The 18,226-nt window shown below is 45.0% G+C and carries 18 protein-coding genes; 11 read left to right on the plus strand and 7 right to left on the minus strand.

All coding sequences use genetic code 11. From position 1 onward, the window contains the following. Positions 1–209: 209 nt before the first annotated feature. The 4 genes from NQ117_RS13135 to NQ117_RS13150 all read right to left on the minus strand — a co-directional run bounded on the left by NQ117_RS13135 (position 210) and on the right by NQ117_RS13150 (position 2,914). Positions 210–950, minus strand: a complete 741-nt coding sequence (locus NQ117_RS13135) for a hypothetical protein (protein ID WP_258278482.1) — start codon at positions 948–950, stop codon at positions 210–212. Between the two features lie 70 nt (positions 951–1,020). Further along, complete coding sequence (locus NQ117_RS13140) at positions 1,021–1,659, minus strand: hypothetical protein (RefSeq protein ID WP_258278483.1); 639 nt, start codon at positions 1,657–1,659, stop codon at positions 1,021–1,023. Between the two features lie 143 nt (positions 1,660–1,802). After that, positions 1,803–2,381, minus strand: a complete 579-nt coding sequence (locus NQ117_RS13145) for a hypothetical protein (RefSeq protein WP_258278484.1) — start codon at positions 2,379–2,381, stop codon at positions 1,803–1,805. Then, complete coding sequence (locus NQ117_RS13150) at positions 2,381–2,914, minus strand: hypothetical protein (protein WP_258278485.1); 534 nt, start codon at positions 2,912–2,914, stop codon at positions 2,381–2,383. Before NQ117_RS13150 ends, NQ117_RS13145 begins: the two co-directional genes overlap by 1 nt. A gap of 245 nt (positions 2,915–3,159) precedes the next feature. Here NQ117_RS13150 and NQ117_RS13155 point away from each other — a divergent pair, with 245 nt between their 5' ends. The 5 genes from NQ117_RS13155 (at position 3,160) to NQ117_RS13175 (ending at position 9,905) form a co-directional block, all read left to right on the plus strand. After that, positions 3,160–4,002, plus strand: a complete 843-nt coding sequence (locus NQ117_RS13155) for a formate/nitrite transporter family protein (protein ID WP_258278486.1) — start codon at positions 3,160–3,162, stop codon at positions 4,000–4,002. A gap of 171 nt (positions 4,003–4,173) precedes the next feature. Then, the gene (locus NQ117_RS13160; RefSeq protein WP_258278487.1) at positions 4,174–5,130 is read left to right on the plus strand and encodes a polyprenyl synthetase family protein; all 957 of its coding nucleotides are present in this window, start codon (positions 4,174–4,176) and stop codon (positions 5,128–5,130) included. A 177-nt stretch (positions 5,131–5,307) separates the two neighbouring features. Then, positions 5,308–7,707 (plus strand): sensor histidine kinase, encoded by a 2,400-nt coding sequence (locus NQ117_RS13165; RefSeq protein ID WP_258278488.1) that lies wholly within the window; start codon positions 5,308–5,310, stop codon positions 7,705–7,707. Positions 7,708–8,029: 322 nt separating this feature from the next. Continuing rightward, the gene (locus NQ117_RS13170; RefSeq protein WP_258278489.1) at positions 8,030–9,451 is read left to right on the plus strand and encodes a flavocytochrome c; all 1,422 of its coding nucleotides are present in this window, start codon (positions 8,030–8,032) and stop codon (positions 9,449–9,451) included. Between the two features lie 109 nt (positions 9,452–9,560). Further along, on the plus strand, positions 9,561–9,905 hold the full coding sequence (locus tag NQ117_RS13175) for an FMN-binding protein (RefSeq protein WP_258278490.1): 345 nt from the start codon (positions 9,561–9,563) through the stop codon (positions 9,903–9,905). A 145-nt stretch (positions 9,906–10,050) separates the two neighbouring features. On the opposite strand, the gene NQ117_RS13180 is transcribed toward NQ117_RS13175, so the two are convergent. Further along, positions 10,051–11,019, minus strand: a complete 969-nt coding sequence (locus NQ117_RS13180) for a ring-cleaving dioxygenase (protein ID WP_258278491.1) — start codon at positions 11,017–11,019, stop codon at positions 10,051–10,053. 247 nt (positions 11,020–11,266) lie between these two features. On the opposite strand from NQ117_RS13180, the gene NQ117_RS13185 reads away from it, so the two are divergent. Continuing rightward, the gene (locus tag NQ117_RS13185; protein WP_258278492.1) at positions 11,267–11,431 is read left to right on the plus strand and encodes a hypothetical protein; all 165 of its coding nucleotides are present in this window, start codon (positions 11,267–11,269) and stop codon (positions 11,429–11,431) included. Positions 11,432–11,687: 256 nt separating this feature from the next. Here NQ117_RS13185 and NQ117_RS13190 read toward each other — a convergent pair whose 3' ends face one another. Together NQ117_RS13190 and NQ117_RS13195 are read right to left on the minus strand one after the other, a co-directional pair. Beyond that, the gene (locus NQ117_RS13190) at positions 11,688–13,028 is read right to left on the minus strand and encodes an anaerobic C4-dicarboxylate transporter family protein (protein ID WP_258278493.1); all 1,341 of its coding nucleotides are present in this window, start codon (positions 13,026–13,028) and stop codon (positions 11,688–11,690) included. 219 nt (positions 13,029–13,247) lie between these two features. Next, positions 13,248–14,327, minus strand: coding sequence for an FAD:protein FMN transferase (locus NQ117_RS13195; RefSeq protein ID WP_258278494.1), 1,080 nt, complete (start codon positions 14,325–14,327; stop codon positions 13,248–13,250). 265 nt (positions 14,328–14,592) lie between these two features. Between NQ117_RS13195 and NQ117_RS13200 the strand changes: the two genes are divergently transcribed. Genes NQ117_RS13200 through NQ117_RS13220 form a run of 5 tightly spaced genes read left to right on the plus strand, consistent with a single transcriptional unit; the run spans position 14,593 to position 18,199 of the window. Then, entirely contained in the window at positions 14,593–14,985 is a 393-nt protein-coding gene (locus NQ117_RS13200) for a NusG domain II-containing protein (protein WP_258278495.1), read from the plus strand. Further along, positions 14,969–15,535, plus strand: coding sequence for a Gx transporter family protein (locus tag NQ117_RS13205; RefSeq protein ID WP_258278496.1), 567 nt, complete (start codon positions 14,969–14,971; stop codon positions 15,533–15,535). Before NQ117_RS13200 ends, NQ117_RS13205 begins: the two co-directional genes overlap by 17 nt. Positions 15,536–15,540: 5 nt before the next feature. Next, positions 15,541–16,374, plus strand: a complete 834-nt coding sequence (locus tag NQ117_RS13210) for an energy-coupling factor transporter ATPase (protein ID WP_258278497.1) — start codon at positions 15,541–15,543, stop codon at positions 16,372–16,374. Further along, a complete protein-coding gene (locus NQ117_RS13215) occupies positions 16,347–17,402 on the plus strand; it encodes an ATP-binding cassette domain-containing protein (protein WP_258278498.1) in 1,056 nt (351 codons plus the stop codon). The genes NQ117_RS13210 and NQ117_RS13215 overlap by 28 nt, the downstream gene beginning before the upstream one ends. Continuing rightward, positions 17,402–18,199, plus strand: coding sequence for an energy-coupling factor transporter transmembrane component T family protein (locus NQ117_RS13220; protein WP_258278499.1), 798 nt, complete (start codon positions 17,402–17,404; stop codon positions 18,197–18,199). The genes NQ117_RS13215 and NQ117_RS13220 overlap by 1 nt, the downstream gene beginning before the upstream one ends. Positions 18,200–18,226: the final 27 nt, after the last annotated feature.

An 18,226-nucleotide genomic window follows, 5' to 3' on the forward strand; every position in this document is an offset into this window, starting at 1 on the left:
AGTGTACTAAAGCAAACTAATATAATGTAAGACATAGCAGTAGCCTAGCAGCCTCTAAATGATATGGGGCTACTAGGCTACTCTTGAGTTATATAACAGATCGAGTTGTTTTCCAAGGAGTTGTTATGATGACTGTATGAGTCATTGAAATGGTTATTAAAGAGAGCGATTAAACGTTGTTAAAAGAAGTTGGACGCTAATTTCGAGTTTCATATTGGCTGAGTAGAGGATATTTCAACGCTAACATCATTTTTACTGATAGCTGTCCCGCTAGCACTTTCTTTATAAGTGCCTAAATGAGTCATATAATCAATATCGTATTTGTTCCAAACTAAGGTACCACCAGAATTATAGCCTACAGAATAGGCGCTAATATAGGCAACGCTGTTAGCCGGAATTGTTTGAGTAATACCATAAGTTGCTCCGGAGTGATATGTCCATTGTTTACTGACGCTTGCTCCTGCTGTTACTTCAATTTTACCTAGAAACGAATTTCCTATCGTTGCTTCTCCTGCAATATTCGCGCTGACATTCCAATTAGAAGTTGCTGTAGTGGTTTGGGTGTAGGATGCTTGCAATGGGGTGGAGTATTTATTACTAATTTTGTATGTGCCAATACTCTTATATTTCCAGTCCTTGGACATTCGGCTTTGATCATAGTGGGAAAAAACATAATTGTAGCCATTGCCTACAGGCGGAGCTAAAGTGCTGTTTTCACTACCAGACAGATGTAAAGGTTCTACTTCGCGTGTAACACCATCAAGATCAGTTTCCCACGCTTTTATTTCAGGAATCGTAAACACCTGTTCATTTTCAGCTTGTTTTACTTTTTCTAGAACTTCATTAGGGAGTTCAATTGAAACGGTTGAAGTAGCATATGCTGTTGAGTGCAATGTTGTGAGCAGAGCAAAACTAGTAGCATAGATTGCGAGCTTACTTTTCAAAGACATATAAAAACCTCCTATAATATGTAATTCGAAATAAATAATATACTGTATACCATCAAATGTCAAACTACAACTAATAGTTTTTGATCATCTCTACTATAGGGTATATCGAATCGATAAATAGTTTTCCATCCGCTTTATCTTGAGAGGTAAGTTGAACACTGATAATCAGATTTTTGTAGCTTAGTATGATGAGGTTGGTTGCTTCTGCTAGAGATTGATTAGTTTCTGAAAAACCAAAGTTATCATTTCCATCTACAATATCATTGCCAATGTATGATTTTGTGTAGGCCAGTCTAACGACAAGTTGATTGTTTACCTTGCTTTTGTCTTTATGGTCTTCAAAAATAAGTAAATGGTGAGTGGGTAAGGGAACTTCGTCAGGATTCATAGATCCACTTAAGACTAATGTGTCTCTTGTACCGAAAGTTAATTTTTTATCTATAAATGTAATATTAGGGAGGTTACTACTTCCATTTTTGAAGTAAAATCCTTTTATTTTTAGTTTTTCCTCCAAATCAATTGCAAGCTTTTGAAACTCTGGATAAGTTAATATTTTTTCGTCATTATTGGGTATGCTCTTATGCGTGGAATTGTCACTTTGAGTCATTGAAGGGGTGTTCTTCTGAGGTGTCGGGGTGGGCTCCTGTTCTTTACAGCCTATCAAGAATACAATGATTAACATTACAAAAAGGATATGCTTCACTTTCAATTAACATTACCTCCCATATATTGTGAATTCATTGATTATATATTAGATCTGAAACGAGAACAAATAAAATTTGGATAACAGCCTCATGCAGCCATCGCAATGCGACGGTTGCATGAGGCTGTTGGCTCTGTAATGAAGGCTTGTTACACTTCCCACCAAAGAAGACTTGCTTGCGTAGACAACGTACCGGCAACTGTAAGAGAAGCGCTGACGGCAAGGGAAAGTGTCGTTGATGGAGGGACGATAATACTGCCGTTGAAGTCAGAGGCAATTGGCCCAGCGGTGACAGGTACCGTGAGCAGCAAAGTTCCGCCGCTGACAGCTCCAGTTGACCCCGTTACTGTCATGCTGCTTGTGTTCGTACTGCCTAAGTTTGCATTCTGAGGTGTTAGCGTAACAGGAGAAGTAATCGTGCCGTTTTGGTACACAGAGTAGGATGCATTTAAGCTGGATAACAAACTCAGTCCAACTCCGACACCACCTGCAATGCGAATAATGTAGCAAGTTCTCGTGCTGCTTGCATTATTCAGGCGGATGGAGGATTGCACGGTACCACCAAGCAGACCGAGCGAGGCTGATGTTGTTGTAAATGCGCTGAATACATTGCCAGCAACACTTGCACTATAGGGGGGACTCGTTATAATGGCTGGCGAATTAAGCGCATTGGTAATTTGATCGAAGACAGGTCGGTCAGAACGATTGAATGGTAAGAAATTCGGCATTATAGTTCCCACCATTGCAAGTTAATAGAACCATTTAATGCGCCCACACCTAATGAAACGGTGAGTACTTGGTTTGCAGGTACGATTAGACCGCCGTCAAAAACGAGGAGATAGGCCCCGGCAGTAACGAAGGTGGTTAAAAAGGTAGTTGGCGTTCCCCCCAAGGTTCCGCTAAGCTGTCTGGTGGTGACAACACTGGCCGTAGCTGTTCCGAGCCGAGTGTTGACGGGTACAGGAGTCGTTCCTCCAGCAATGGTCCCACCCGAATATACGTTAATTGTTGCAGCTGCAGTAGTGCCGCCTGAAATATCGATCAGATAAATATTTTTACCGCTGGCTGCGGGGTTTGTAATCTGAAGCAGTAGATTTTGGCTTCCCCCGACACTTACACTAGCTGTTGTTAGCCGGAAGCCAACCCCTGCTGATGCAGCCGCCTGTGCAGCGCTTGATCCTACGCCAGGGTTCGTATACGTATTGGTCATAGAAGTAAACAATGGCATCGATGAGGTGTTGAACACGGTTTGATTCGGCATATGTGCACCTCTCCATTTCTATCTTTTCTTACTAGTAGAATATGCATGAAGTTGAATCATGGATTGTGTGCTGAAGGAAACATAAACGTTTCTATAGTAGGGACTCAATCACACAATAGAATGCATTTCGTTGAGATAAATAGGTTATTGTTTAACTTGTGATTATTATCACATAATAGCTCACATGCGGTGAATACAATGGAAGTATATCGATCATTCGCAAGTGGCAAGGGAGGAAGGACAAGATGGCAGGATATTTGAAGCCGCATGAAATTGCGGAAGCAACCGTGGAGACTGGAGCTGCCAAAGCAAGGACCCCATTACCCGTGATGCTGGTACTTGGATTTCTCGCAGGGGCCTTTATTTCACTTGGCTATTTATTATATATACGTATTACGGCAGCAGTACCGGGTGAATGGGGAAGCATTGGCGGTCTTATTGGCGCATCTTTATTCCCAGTAGGACTTATTCTTGTGCTGCTGGGTGGGGGAGAATTGCTCACTGGGAATATGATGGCAGTACCATTAGCTCGTATGAAACGACGCATTACAACTTGGGAAGCGACCAGAAATTTAATTATCATTACGATTGCTAACTTTGCTGGAGCCATATTCGTCGCTTACGCATTCGGGCATATTGTCGGGCTAACCGCTAGTGGCGTATATTTGGAGAAAACGATAGCAGTAGCTGGCCATAAGCTGCATGAATCGTTTCTACAAGCATTTATATCGGGGATTGGCTGCAACTGGTTGGTTGCTATTGCAGTATGGGTAAGTTACGGTTCCAAAAGCTTTAGCGGTAAAATTCTAGGTATCTGGTTCCCTACGATGGCATTCGTCGCAATAGGGTTTCAACACGTAGTAGCGAATATGTTCGTGATTCCAGCTGCTATATTTGAAGGCTACTATACATGGGGAGATTATTTCACGAACTTCATTCCCGTTTGGCTCGGCAATCTTGTCGGAGGGATGCTGTTCGTTGCAGGAGCGTACTATGCGGCATACTTGAAACCTCGGTCAAAAGTATCACCCGTTGCTGTAAATGATAATACGATCGTCTTAGATAAGGTTAAGGCAAAAGCAAATTGAATACGGTAAATCGCATGAAAATAAGGCTGATTCCATCTTGAAATATAGGAGGAATGGGCCTTTTACTATTGAATAAATGAATGTATGTGCCTATCCTAATAATGAATACAGTATTCGTAGCTCAATAGAACTATGTTGATATTGTTTTTACTCTAGTAAACAGGAGATGCTATGGAACATAAACTGGTACGAATCGATACCATTATGAAGGATTTGATCGACGAATCATTTACACAGTCGATGATGCGGCAGTATGCGCATGAATTTTTACAAGATAAGCGATCAGAGGCCCCCTCACGGTTTGGGCTGTTGGCCGAGTATCATTACAACATGTTCGGAGGAGCAGATGAAGGCATCTACTCCGCGTGTGCAGCAGTTGAGTTGTTCCTGCTTGCATCCGATGTGATCGATGACCTGCAAGACCAAGATAATGGAGCCAAGCGCTGGATGCAGTTACCGATGCCATTGTCACTGAATGTGGCCTTAGGGCTGCTGCAATTAGTTCCACTGGCAATGAAGCAATGCCGTTCCACTATGAATGGGCATTACGTATGCGCAGCGTTGGAAATGATGAATCAGCAAATGGTAGTCGCGTTAAATGGGCAAATGGCCGACCTTGAAAATGATATCGCTGACATTCCTGCCTATATAGAAATGGTAGAGCAAAAGTCAGCGTCTATGTTCATCATGGCATGCATGACGGGGGTAATGTTGGCGACAGGGGAGTGGAATGGAACGGTGGCAGCTTATGCGAAGGAATTGGGCCTTTCTTCGCAATTAAAAAATGATATGAAGGACTTGTATCAACTTGCGATTAAAAATGATTTTCATAAACGAAAGCGCACAGCGCCGCTCTTGTATTTGGCAGAAGCCGCGAATGAGGCCGAGTATAAATGGATTAAGGATTATGTGGACGGACATTCCGATCATATCTCGGAAGAGCAAATATGTCAGCTTCATGAAGCGTGCGAAAAGACAGGAACCTTTATTGCTTCAGCCGTGCGCATGAGGGTCCACTACTATCAATTTCAAGATTTATTTAAGCAGCACCCAGTAACCGCCCCTTATTTTGAAGAATTCAAGGCAATCTTTTTAGGCGTAGAGCCAACAGAAGCAGCACCGCAATAAAAATTGTGGAAATTACGAGTCAACAATTCGTTTACATATGATGGACAGTAGAACATAAATGAATATATGCTGTTATGCTAAGAGGATGTCCGACAGGTTATCCTTTCCCTTTGTACACCACTTCCATGAATATAAGCATGCAGGAAAACTATTTGTTTATAAAGGTGTTGTCTGTCCATGTTTAACAGAGTTCAAAATAATTTGAAGCTATATGTAGTAATAATAGGTTTACTGTGCATCGTCGTGTATTTAACGTTTGCTTCGTATTTTGCACCGCCTAGAACGATAACAATTGATAGAACCGATGGACAGCAATATGTTGTTCATCTTGTCTTACCAGGTGCAGGCGTCTATGATACTCCGATTAAGAAGGGTGATCGGATCCTTAAGGTGGATGGTATCCCCGTCCATGAGTATTATTCGGAAAATGACCGTATTGATGGTTACTATATCGTTCCAGGAGCAGTACAGGAACTAACGATACTGAAACCAGGGAATCAGGTTCAGACAGCCTTGCTAAAGGATGATTGGCGTGAGGGCTTGCCTCAGGATTTGTTTATTGTCCTTTTTATTTTGTCTCCTATTTTTTTGATTTTGTTTTCCTATATGGCCTATTACTTATGGAAACATAAACGAGATCAGCCGGACGCTCGAATACTTATAGTTTGCTTTCTTACAATAGGTATATCCTTTTACGGAAATGTTGCATCTTACAGTAAGGATGTAGTAGGTGGAGCAATTATCATGATTGCTCTTCCTGCCATCCCCTACATATTCATGCATTTTATGAACGTGTTTTTGGAGAAGTTTAACCTGTCCTTTATCTCAAAGAAGGTGCTTACCTCCTTATTTGTTATTGATGTAATCGTTAGTGTTTTGGCTTGGTCCAATCGCTATGTATTTAAATTTATTGATATAAAAGGAATGAATCCTTTAGTCTTAAAATTAACAATTGCGATTGGTTACGGTATTTGTTTATTTCGCTTAATTTATCTTTTCTTACGCCATCGACACGATAGCACCCCGCCGCTATTTAAAATTTTTCTCGTCGTACATATCGTAGCATTTACACCATTCATTTTGCTTAATGTGATTATGCCGTACTTTTTTAATGGAGAAGATACGAACGTCCCCTTTAGTACCTTATTCTTGTTCAGCCTGCCTATTAGTTATATGTATTTAGTTTCGTCCAAGCAAATATTTGATATTGATTTTATTGTAACCCGATTAAGAAGGTTTCTCGTTGTTGCCCTCCTTCCAGCGGTAATTATTGTTTCAGTAATAGCGGCCGTTGTTGACTTTGGATTTGTACTTGATACGGGGAAATTAGTAAAGTTATTCATTGTTATGCTTCTGTCAATCACGCTTCTTTTGTATGGGAACGAGATACTAATGAACCAGTTTCGCTCCCGGCTTTTTAGTAATGTATTTAACGGGCAAGATAGTTTGGAGCGATTTTCAAGCCAGCTGTCAGGGGTAATGAAGCATACGGAACTAGAGCAGATTCTCGGACAAGAACTAACTGAAATGCTTCCGCTGTGCAGCTATCAGTTCTTTGATATAGATCTGGCTACCAAGCAGGTGAGTCCGCTGCCAAACTCGGTTATGGCGCGCCATGCTTCCAAGACTATTATTAAGGAAGTAAGAGAGTTGCGCATAGCCGAGCTTGTGAACTTGTCAGATGGCATTCTTCTTGTGCTAGGCTGTTTCAAGCATACGTATCGAGTAGTGTGGCTGAGTAATAAATCCAATCATACAAAGTTCAATCCTGATGAATGGAAGTGGCTGCAAACCATTACGCGCTATGCCAGTCTTGTATATGAGAATCTATACTCTGTGGAGCGTATGGTGGAGGATCTGCAAGACCAGTTGAACAATCGTAAACTTACTTCTCCGTGGATGTCGCGCTTATTATTTTGTCTATCTGAAAATGAGCGGCAGAAACTTGCCTCCGATTTACACGATGCAGCACTGCAGGATCAAATTATCTGGTACCGTAAGCTGGAAACATCGATGATCGATTATCCGATGAGCCGTGAACTGCAGCGCGAGCTGCTAGAGATCAGGGAAGGGTTGCTGGATGTTATCCATCAAATACGTGAGACATGTCAAGAACTGAGGCCGCAATTGTTGAAAGAAATGGGCTTGGTTGAATCGCTTAGGCATCTTATTGAGCATGAACTGCTTCGAGTAAACTTTTCGATAGAGCTGTTAGCCTTTCCTGTAAATGCTACGCTAAGCAACGAGTTGATGACAGGTGTATATCGCATCGTTCAGGAGCTTCTTCGGAACACAGACAAGCATGCCCAAGCGGACTGCGCCATTATTGAGCTGCGGCAGAGTGAAGACTATATTTTATTCCGCTACACAGACAATGGAATCGGGATGGATGAAATTTCTTGGAAGCACAATCGAATGCACATGGGCTTATCCAGCATTCATGAACGCGTACGCAGCCTAGAAGGGGAAATAAAGATCGTAACAAGTATAGGTGGCGGTTTCGATGTTCATATCCGATTGCCAGTCAAGCTATCGGAACAAGGACAATATTCATCCTATATTTATATGGTGGAATGAGTGACGGATGAATGTTAGGGCCAGCAAGATACAGCCAGCAATGAGTTGGTTAGAACTTGCTGGCTTTTTGCGTTGAAGGAGAATAGGGTGTGTTATCGTCCATGCAACGCATAGCTATTTATAAGGCAGGGTAATAAGTATCGTACTGGATATTATGTGAATTAGTTCACATAAACAAAACTAGTGGTGTGCTACGATGAGGTTGATTTTACGTGAAATTAATCACGTATTGAAGCTGAGGCAGTCTATGCTAGTTATTTGATAACGTTCAGCCTATAGCTTCTAAAACAGAGAGAATATCATCATAAGGGAGTGCTGCATCATGAAAAAGTGGATACCAACCGTACTTGCGGCTGCAATGGCTTTATCATTATTGTCGGGCTGTGGGGCGAAGAAGGAGTCGGCGGACGTCGTTGTCGTCGGAGCGGGCGGCGCAGGACTTGCAGCAGCGGTGCGTGCGCAAGAAGAAGGCGCCAACGTGATTGTATTGGAAAAAATGCCGATCGTAGGTGGAAATACGGCGCGTGCAACAGGCGGTTTGAATGCTGCTGGGACGAAGCAGCAAATAGATAAGGGATATAAAGATAGTTTGGAGTTGTTCTATGAGGATACGATGAAAGGCGGCTATGACAAAAACAATCCAGAACTAGTGAAATTGCTCACGGAGCAAGCGAAAGATTCTGTAGAGTGGTTGGAGAAGTATGGCGCGGATATGTCCGATGTTGGTCGGATGGCTGGCGCCAGTGTCAATCGTACTCACCGTCCGGCGGGTGGAGCGGCGGTAGGCTCTCATATTGCTATGGTGTTGGAAAAGACCGCAAAGGAAAAGCAGATCGATGTGCGTACACGCCATCAAATGACGGATATCGTTATCGATAACGAAGGCGTGGTTACTGGTATAAAGGCGAAAGACAAAGAGGGCAAGGAATATACCATAGAGACGAGAGCAGTAGTGTTAGCAACGGGTGGATTTTCTGCGAATCAAGAGATGGTCGTATCGTATAAGCCAGAGTTGAAGGGCTTCGCTACAACGAATCATCCAGGCGCGACAGGAGATGCCATAACGATTGCGGAGAAGCATGGCGCGGCTCTTGTTGATATGGCTGAAATACAAACCCATCCGACAGTCGTACCGGATAAAGGTGTCATGGTAACCGAAGCAGTCCGAGGTAATGGCGCTATACTGGTCAATAAAAGCGGTGAGCGTTTCGTCAATGAGCTGTTAACGCGCGATGTCGTATCTACAGCAATCCTAGGGCAACAAGATGGACGTGCGTATTTGTTGTTCGATAAAGGACTTCGGGACAGCTTGAAAGCGACAGAAGAGTATTTCAAAATGCAGCTAGTAACTGAAGCAGAAAGTGTGGAAGAGCTGGCTGCAAAGCTGGGAGTCGAGTCCGCTGTATTAGCTGGTACAGTGAGCACCTACAACAAAGCTGTGAAAGCAGGCAAAGATGCGAAATTCCAGCGTCCTGATATGCCGCGTGAACTAAAAGATGGTCCATTTTATGCGATTGAGGTTACACCTGCTGTCCACCATACGATGGGTGGTCTGGAGATAAATACGAATGCAGAAGTATTGAACAAAGACGGACAAGCCATAAAAGGTTTGTATGCAGCGGGTGAAGTAACAGGCGGCGTTCATGGTGGGAACCGTCTTGGCGGCAATGCCTTGGCAGACATTATTACGTTCGGCAAAATTGCTGGCTTGAATGCGTTTAACTTTGCGAAGGTGGAGCAGTAGTAAGGTGCTACGAGTACTGGCATAAAGTAGCGGGATGGAATTGATTCGGAAATTTTGATGAGCTATCGTAATTCTACTTTAAATATATAGACATCAAGGGGAGATTGTGATGAAGAGAAAGGCATGGATCATACTAGGGATTGCAGCTATGTTCGCATTGTCGGGCTGTGGAAACGGTGGCCTTTATAAAGATGGGGTCTATGAAGGCAAGTCGCGAGGAGCGACCAGTGATATCGTTGTGGCCGTAACGGTTAAGTCCAGCAAGATTGAATCCGTTGAAGTGAAGCAGCATGAAGAGACAGCGCAGATGATTCAAGCGGTAACGGACAACACAGTTCCTGAGATCATTGAGAAGCAAGGAGCAGATGAGGTCGAAGCGTTGACAGGTGCAACGAAGTCATCGGAAGGTGTAATTGCGGCTGTGAAGCAAGCGTTAGAGCAAGCGAAGAAATAAGAAACGTACGAACATACGATGGAACAATCGAAAAGCATGGAAAAAAGACGGCTTTCTATTCGATGTACGAGTAGAAAGCCGTCTTTCATTATAAATGTCTGGATAGCAAAGGTTATATATGGAGTAGCAATCGGACCAATAACAATCATTTCGTGCGAAGTGGTTTCAGGTTCGCTTCAATTTCTTCACGCTGCGACTCTAAGAATGGCGGTAAGGCCAGTGACTCACCTAGATGCTCCATAGCTTCGTCTGTATCGAAGCCAGGTCCGTCAGTTGCTAGCTCGTACAAAATGCCGTTCGGTTCGCGGAAATAGAGCGAGCGGAAATAGTAACGGTCTACGAAGCCTGAGTTTGGCAGGTTGTGCTGCTCAATATGATTGACCCATTGATGCATTTCCTCTTCATTGTCTACACGGAAGGCGACATGGTGCACAGCACCTCGACCTGGACGAGCCATAGGCAGATCATTGCGCTCTTCGATATGAACCTCAGCACCAGTTCCGCCTTCGCCTGTCTCTAGTACGATAATATCCGGTTGGCCGTCGAACCAAGATGGATAGGTCGATTTGTGACGGAAGCCCATAACAGACGTTAATATGTTAATCGTCGATTGAGCTTTGCGAACGGTCAATTTGATTGGACCTAGCCCAATGATGCCATATTGCGATGGTATGTCACTGTGTGTCCAAGGTAATCCTCCAGCGACGCCATGGTTATGTTCATCTGAGACAAGAATCAGCCTGGTGCCTTCAAAGTCCGTAAAAGATAAAGAATTGCGTCCCGTGCGGTCTGTAATTTCGCCATGGGATACTTTGAGAGCTTCGAAACGCTTCTTCCAGAACGATAGTGCTTCGTCTGAAGCTACGCGCAATGAAGTGGCGGAAACACTGTTAATGCCGTATTGTTGGGCAGTTGCCATCGGAATCTCAAAAAACGTAATCTCTGTTCCTGGATTGCCTTCAGCATCCGCGTAAAACAAATGATACATCGATGTATCGTCTTGGTTGACCGTCTTCTTCACAAGACGCATGCCAAGTATATCGGTATAGAACGCCAAGTTCTTCTCGGCATTTGCTGTTAATAACGAAATGTGGTGAATCCCTTTCAATTCCATGATGGGGAACCTCCTCTAGGGTGATAACTTATAACTTGTATCTTAATCCATAATATCTTGAATTAAAGATAATATATGGTGATAAATAAGTCAAGCGGCCACGGTGGGGAACTACTACTTGATTCTTACTTCATTCAGCTTGCAGTTTGGATGACAAGATTGAAAGGTTCCATCAGCTAAATCGAAGGCATCTCATTCGCTCATTCGCTATACTTGCCATATAAACAAACAAGGAGCGAACGCGAACATGAATAACCAAACTAATATTGATTTTTCACAAGTGATTCTAACACTAGCCTTAGTCGTAATCGTCGTACTTATTCCATTTACGGTAAAAGTATCAGCTGAGCCAGTTCCGTCTGCACCGATGCAAGTTGAGAATACGCAATATGAGGTAGTACTAAACCCGTGAGTTTGTTATCAATTGACTGTTATTGAGCGGATTATATATTCGCGAATGCTATTTCCCCGCATCATTCAATCCCAATTGGTCTTTCTAGACTATAGAAAAGTCATTGGCGACAGATACTATTATATTCTTCATATAAATGGTGTACTTCTAAGCTAGATAAATGCCTAATAAACTTTCCATAGTTAAAAAAGACGCAAGCTGTCTCCCATGGTTATGGAGATGCCTGCGTCATTTTCTTAATGTGCGGTATAGTCTTTTATAAGAAAATTTTCGTTAAGCCAAAGCCTACGGCAACAGAAACAATTGTCGCCACTAAGCCTGGAACCATAAAGCTGTGGTTCAGCAAATAGCGGCCAATTCGCGTTGTACCTGTGCGGTCGAAGTTGATCGCCGCGATAACCGTCGGATAGTTCGGCAAGAAGAAGTATCCGTTTACCGATGGGAACATCGCGATCAAGGCCGGTGCTGGCATACCTAGAGCGATACCAAGCGGCATTAATCCACGTACCGTTGCTGCCTGCGAGCTGAGCAGGATGGACATAAAGAACAACGCGACGGCGAACATCCATGGTGCAGCAGTGACCGTATCTTTAATGGCTGCATCGATAATCTCCATATTGCCGCGGAAGAACGTATCCCCAAGCCACGCAATACCGAAGATGCTGATGACAGCCTGCATACCTGCGCTGAAAATATTACTTTTCACCACGCGTTCTGCTGGAGCGCGCGATACGAGCAAAATAATACCGCCGACAGACAACATGACGATTTCGACGACTTGCGGCATACCGAGTGTCTGCATGACGCCTTCTGCATCCATATAGGATGGACGAAGGTCAGGGAAAGAGCCGAATAACACGACGGCAATAACACCGATTAGGAAAATAAATACCGATGCAACCGCTCCACGTGGCAGTTTGCCATCGTCGCTAGCAGCAGAGCCAGAGCGATCTGCTTCACCGATTGGCGGTACAGTTCCTGCTTCTACACGGCGCTGGAATTCTTCATCTTCCGCAAGTGCCTTGCCGTAGCGGTTCATCACTAGCGCTGCCGCGATACAGCCGACAATCGTAGCCGGAATGCTTATGAGCAAAATGTTCGGCAGTGTGTAGCCCTGCGGCGCAAGCAAGGCCAATAGTGCGACGGTAGCAGCCGAGATCGGGCTTGCCGTGATCGCTTGCTGCGATGCGATGACTGCGACAGACATCGGGCGTTCAGGACGTACACCGGATTGGCGTGCCACTTCTGCGATAACGGGCATAACCGAGTAAGCGACATGTCCTGTTCCTGCACATAGTGTGAACAAATACGTGACCACAGGTGCCATAAATGTAATATGATGCGGATTACGGCGCAGGGCGCGTTCTGCTATTTTGACGAGCACATCCATACCGCCTGCCGCTTGCATCGTCGCTGTCGCTGTAACGACAGCAGCGATCATTAGTATGACATCAATCGGCGGATCGGATGGGACAAGCCCGAAGCCGAATGTAAGGATGGCGAGTCCAAGTCCGCCCATAACACCGAGACCAATGCCTCCAAGTCTTGAGCCGGCATAGATGGCAAGCAAGACAATAATTAATTGCAATAAAAACATATAACGTAGCTCCTTCCTTTCTGTTGAACAAAGCTGATACTAGCAATGGATAGAGCGTGCTACATGCATTCGTACAGTGGCCTTTCTCTTACCTAATAGCTATGTACAAAGAAAGACCCACCAACGGAAAGACGTAACAGGTCCGTGTGACCGGTCAGCCTTTTCTATGGCGGGTCTAGTCTGTGTCGAACTTCTAGCTGCATGTCCATTCTTACTTAGTCAGTCAGCGCGCTTGTATTCATCATTCGTCAGGCTGAAAAAGCTTGGAATACCTGACGTGGTATACACTTGTTTGTCTTCTGTTATGAAAATAGCTTCTGCATTCGGTTTCGCTTCAATAAAGGCAATCCCTTCTTGAACACCTAGTGCGAAGGCAGAGGTAGATAGCGCATCGGCATCAGTTGAGCGATCCGTTACGATAGTAACACTATTTAGATTGCTCTTCGCAGGGTAGCCTGTCTTCGGATCAAGAATATGATGATAGTATTGCCCATTATGCTCCAAATAACGTTCATACACGCCAGAAGTGACAATGGTGCGATCTTTTATCTTCATCGTGCCGATCTGGTTGCCGCGCATCTCATTCGGATCTTGTACGCCAATCGTCCAATCGAGTCCGCCAGGCTTCGCGCCAACTGCAAAAATATTGCCGCCTAGATCAATAATAGCGCTCTTTACGCCTTGTTCACGAACATAATCGGCAATAGCGTCAGCTGCATATCCTTTGCCGATACCGCCCAAGTCGATCTCCATACCTGGCTTCGCCAGTGCTACGGTCTTCTTGGCTGCATCCAGTGTTACGTGGTCGTACCCGACCAGCTTAAGCGCCTTATCAATTTCATCTTGAGCGGGCACGCGTGCTTGCTCCGTACCAATACCCCATAAACTAACGAGCGGTCCTATTGTCGGATCGAAGCGCCCATTTGTTTTCTTCGCATAGTCCAACGCCTTCTCTATAACCATGAAAGTTTCATCTGAGACTTGATAGGCACCTTTGCCAGAGTGGGCGTTCAGCTTGTACAGCTCACTTGTTTCTAGGGTGCGGCTCATCTTTTGCTCGATGTCTTTCATAATGTTCAAAATATGTTCAAAATGTTGCTCGTAAGCAGGATCATCGTACAATTTCACCGTAACCATGGTATCAAATATAAAATAGGACTTGGATTGAATCGTTGGTTGCTGCACCTGTTTAGAATCGGATGATGGTGAATCACATCCTGTTGCAAGCATAGCGATTGTTAGCGCTACTGCAACAATATAGGCCCAGCGTGGAAGTTTCAGCAAGCGTATTCCTCTCATAGTTGTCCCTCCATAATCTATCCATAGGTGTAGGCTTATACGATCTGCCTGTCTTTTAGCAAATCATTATATCAGAATGAAGAGGCAATGCCTAGGAAGTTTGTCACAAAAAATAAGCCAAAATCCCGCTGTATAAGGGTTTTTCTGGCATCCATCCAAGGCGTCAACATTGAATGATAAATGAGGTGGCAGTATAATTATATTGAAATTTCAAATCATTAAAATTTTAAAGATTGTTAGTTAACAGTTCAAGGAGATGCTCGGTATGAAGCGTGGGGATATAGTAATAATCTGCCTCGTCATTGTCGCTGCTCTTGCTTTCTTTATTCCTAAGTGGTTGATTCAGAATTCAAGTGAAAATAATCACAATATGACGATGACAGCAGAGATTACAGTTGATGGCAAGTTGTTCAAGCAAGTGACGTTAACTGAAGAAGAGCAAATCATTACCGTGCCGACCGATCATGGTACGAATGTATTAAAAGTTCATAATCATGGTATCGAAATGATCGAGGCGGATTGTCCTGATCAGGTGTGCCTGTCCTTTGGATTTGTGAGCCGCAAGGGAGATACGATTGTCTGCCTGCCTCATCGCGTGCTCGTAGAGTTAAAAACGGATCAAGCAGAGGAGAGTGAAATCGATGCCGTCGTCAGCTAATTACTCCTCTTCTTCGCTTAAGTTGAAGAAGACCGTTATTATTGCGATATTTGCGGCGGTAGCTGCTGTACTGGGATTGGTAGAAGCGATGATTCCAACACAAATGTTTATGATGATTCCTGGCGCCAAATTAGGCTTGGCGAACATTATGGTGCTGACATGCTTATGCTTCCTGCCTTGGAGGGACTCGCTAGCTTTGGTCGTATTGAAAGCATTAATTATGACCCTGATTTATGGTGCATTCTCTGCGTTCCTATTTAGTTTTCTAGGGGCACTATTCAGTTTCATTGTCATGTACGGCCTTATCCGAATCGGGCGTGGACGTCTCAGTCTAATCGGGGTTAGTGTAATGGGCGGTGTAGCGCATAATGTAGGGCAGTTAACAGCGGCCTATATCGTCTTCCAAACGACGAAAATTTACTACTACTTGCCAGCCTTAATGCTGCTTGGAATTGTGACCGGTATCTTTGTGGGGATTGCGGTAAAATATGTGGTTGCATCGCTTTATAAGCTATCGTTGTTTGAACCATTTGCACCAGAAATGCAGTAAAGGTGGTGGCAGCTATCATACGATTCAATCAGGTAAGTTTCCAGTATCCAAGGCGTGAGCCGATGTTCATAGGCTTGTCGCTTCATATCGAGCAAGGACAGTGGGTGACCATTGTGGGCCCTAATGGTTCTGGCAAATCAACTTTGACGAAGCTGATGAATGGCTTACTTGCACCCCAGTCAGGCATGATTCAGATTGGCAGTGTAACGTTGAATGGCAATACGCTCAGCGATATACGTCGACGAGTTGGTTACTTGTTTCAAAATCCAGACAATCAATTTATAGCAGCAACCGTACAAGATGATATGGCATTTGGGATGGAGAATCGCTGCTTGTCGCGAGAAGAGATGCAGCGGAGAATCAATCAGGTGTCAGTGGAGTTAGGTATGGAGGATTGGCTGCATCGTCATCCATCTTCCTTGTCTGGAGGGCAGAAACAGCGCGTAGCGATTGCAGGGCTGCTCGTGCTTGATCCAGAGGTCATGATTTGGGATGAGGCGACGTCCATGTTGGATGAGCAGGCGAGACGAGAGTTTATGACTCGCATGCGGCAATTGCGTGCGGAACGAGAATTGACGGTTGTATCGGTAACACATGATGCAGAAGAAATTATGGCGTCGGATCGTGTCCTTGTTATAAAGGATGGCGAGCTGGCAGCCGACTTGTCACCAATGGAGCTGTTTGCACGGGAAGAGCTAATGGAGGAATGTCGCCTTCGTCCACCCTTTGCCATGGAGCTATCGCTAGAATTGAGGCGCCGTGGTGTCGAGATGAATATATGCCGAGATGAAGAAGAGTTGGTGAATGCGTTATGGCTATCGTGTCCAGTGAAAAACTAGGTTATCAATATGTAGTTAACGGTGGCAGTGATCAGTCGTTTGCGCTCAAGGATATTAGCTTTGAATGGGAACAAGGGAAGTTCTATGCCATTCTTGGAGCGGCAGGCTCCGGCAAGTCGACACTGCTTCAACATTTGAATGGTATCTTTCAGCCGACTGCGGGTCAGCTTCGTGTGCTGGATGTGATTTTCGAGGCTGGAGTGAAGCGGAATGGGTTGAAGCAGCTGCGCAAACGGGTCGGGCTCGTCTTTCAATTTCCTGAGCAGCAGCTGTTTGCAGATACGGTGGAACAGGACCTTATGTTTGGTCCTTTAAAGTTTGGCATGTCTGAGCAGAAGGCACGTCAAGCGGCCCGCGAGGCGCTGCGGACGGTAGGGCTGCCCGAAGCTGTGCTCACGATGAATCCATTCCAGCTCAGCGGTGGACAGATGCGTAAGGCGGCCATTGCAGCTGTACTGGCATCTAATCCAGATTTACTCGTACTGGATGAGCCCACGGCTACGCTCGACCCGCTCAGCAGACAGGAGCTTATCCAGCTCTTACACCGGCTTACAGTCGAGCAAGGCAAGACGGTTGCGGTCGTTACGCATCGGCTCGATGAGATGCTGCCTTTCGCGAGTGACTACATGCTAATGAAGGCTGGCCGACTCGTGTTTCAAGGCAGTCGTGCTGAGCTGCTGGCACAGCCTTTGCAGCTGCAAGACGCAGGGCTCGTCCTGCCTGCCACATTGAGGCTTGGGCAGCTGGTGGGTGAGCGATGCAGAGGGCAGAGCCGTGTATTAGAAACACAGGGGCAAGAATTGCCCATTACGGTGAAGGAATGGGCAGATCGACTGATCCAAATGCATCAGCAAAATCAAGATGGAGGACGAGCTTCGGTTGTTCATGAAGATAGCAGTGCGAAGCTGCATCAACAGCAGCAGTCCGCGCAATCAGCAGAGCGAGGGGCCAATGTTTATTACGCGATAACGGGGGAAAGTGAAAGTGCGAAGCGTTCCCTTTGCTTGTTAAGTGAGGAGGACGAGTGATGATGCAGCCATCTAAGTTGGTCATGGGACGTTATGTGGAAGCTTCATCATGGGTGCATCGCTTAGATCCACGGGCGAAGCTAGTAGCAATGATGCTGTTTCTTGCAGCCGTCATTAGCGCTCACTCATTCGTGGAACTAAGCACGATAACTGCCATCGCGCTTCTCGTTTTAGCAAGCTCAGGCATCCCGTTATCTCGCTATGGTCGTGCTTCCAAGCCGCTATGGCCGCTCATGTTCTTTATGTTTTTGTTTTATGTACTGTTTGAGCAAGGTGGAAGTACACTGCTCGAAATAGGCAGCTTCCTCGTTAGCAGCGAGGGCGTATTACTTGGGCTAGCATCCGTATGGCGTATGCTGCTGCTCGTGTGCTTTACTTCGATACTGACCTTTACAACGACACCAATCGAATTGAATCTTGGGCTTGAGGCGGTATTGAAGCCGCTGAAGTTAATTGGTGTCTCTCCACAGCAGTGGACAATGATGATTACGATTGCGCTGCGATTTATCCCGACGATATTTGAGGAAGCTGACCGTATTTTAAAGGCTCAGGCATCTCGGGGAGCAGATATCAACGATTTGAAGTTGGCGGCAAAGGGGAAAATGCTGCTCACCTTACTCGTTCCCATTATCGTAGGGGCTTTCCGCAGAGCGGAAGACTTAGTGCAGGCGATGGAGTCGAGAGGGTATGTGCTGGATAGAGCACGAACTTCCCTTCGTGCGTTGGCATGGCGGGGAATCGATTCGCTGTTTCTCATTGGTTTTGGAATGATGCTTGTCTTCACTCTCGTGATGTAGACCAAGTTATCATTTTAGTTCTATAAC

This window comes from Paenibacillus sp. SC116 (genome assembly GCF_024733555.1).
GTDB lineage: Bacteria > Bacillota > Bacilli > Paenibacillales > Paenibacillaceae > Paenibacillus_B.

What these genes read in the sequence shown, in the direction of transcription:
- NQ117_RS13150 (WP_258278485.1), bottom strand. Translation starts at nt 2,914, where the DNA reads ATGCCGAATCAAACCGTGTTCAACACCTCATCGATGCCATTGTTTACT.
- NQ117_RS13170 (WP_258278489.1), top strand. Translation starts at nt 8,030, where the DNA reads ATGAAAAAGTGGATACCAACCGTACTTGCGGCTGCAATGGCTTTATCA.
- NQ117_RS13155 (WP_258278486.1), top strand. Translation starts at nt 3,160, where the DNA reads ATGGCAGGATATTTGAAGCCGCATGAAATTGCGGAAGCAACCGTGGAG.
- NQ117_RS13135 (WP_258278482.1), bottom strand. Translation starts at nt 950, where the DNA reads ATGTCTTTGAAAAGTAAGCTCGCAATCTATGCTACTAGTTTTGCTCTG.
- NQ117_RS13145 (WP_258278484.1), bottom strand. Translation starts at nt 2,381, where the DNA reads ATGCCGAATTTCTTACCATTCAATCGTTCTGACCGACCTGTCTTCGAT.
- NQ117_RS13160 (WP_258278487.1), top strand. Translation starts at nt 4,174, where the DNA reads ATGGAACATAAACTGGTACGAATCGATACCATTATGAAGGATTTGATC.
- NQ117_RS13215 (WP_258278498.1), top strand. Translation starts at nt 16,347, where the DNA reads ATGGCTATCGTGTCCAGTGAAAAACTAGGTTATCAATATGTAGTTAAC.
- NQ117_RS13205 (WP_258278496.1), top strand. Translation starts at nt 14,969, where the DNA reads ATGCCGTCGTCAGCTAATTACTCCTCTTCTTCGCTTAAGTTGAAGAAG.
- NQ117_RS13185 (WP_258278492.1), top strand. Translation starts at nt 11,267, where the DNA reads ATGAATAACCAAACTAATATTGATTTTTCACAAGTGATTCTAACACTA.
- NQ117_RS13175 (WP_258278490.1), top strand. Translation starts at nt 9,561, where the DNA reads ATGAAGAGAAAGGCATGGATCATACTAGGGATTGCAGCTATGTTCGCA.
- NQ117_RS13200 (WP_258278495.1), top strand. Translation starts at nt 14,593, where the DNA reads ATGAAGCGTGGGGATATAGTAATAATCTGCCTCGTCATTGTCGCTGCT.
- NQ117_RS13195 (WP_258278494.1), bottom strand. Translation starts at nt 14,327, where the DNA reads ATGAGAGGAATACGCTTGCTGAAACTTCCACGCTGGGCCTATATTGTT.
- NQ117_RS13180 (WP_258278491.1), bottom strand. Translation starts at nt 11,019, where the DNA reads ATGGAATTGAAAGGGATTCACCACATTTCGTTATTAACAGCAAATGCC.
- NQ117_RS13220 (WP_258278499.1), top strand. Translation starts at nt 17,402, where the DNA reads ATGATGCAGCCATCTAAGTTGGTCATGGGACGTTATGTGGAAGCTTCA.
- NQ117_RS13165 (WP_258278488.1), top strand. Translation starts at nt 5,308, where the DNA reads ATGTTTAACAGAGTTCAAAATAATTTGAAGCTATATGTAGTAATAATA.
- NQ117_RS13190 (WP_258278493.1), bottom strand. Translation starts at nt 13,028, where the DNA reads ATGTTTTTATTGCAATTAATTATTGTCTTGCTTGCCATCTATGCCGGC.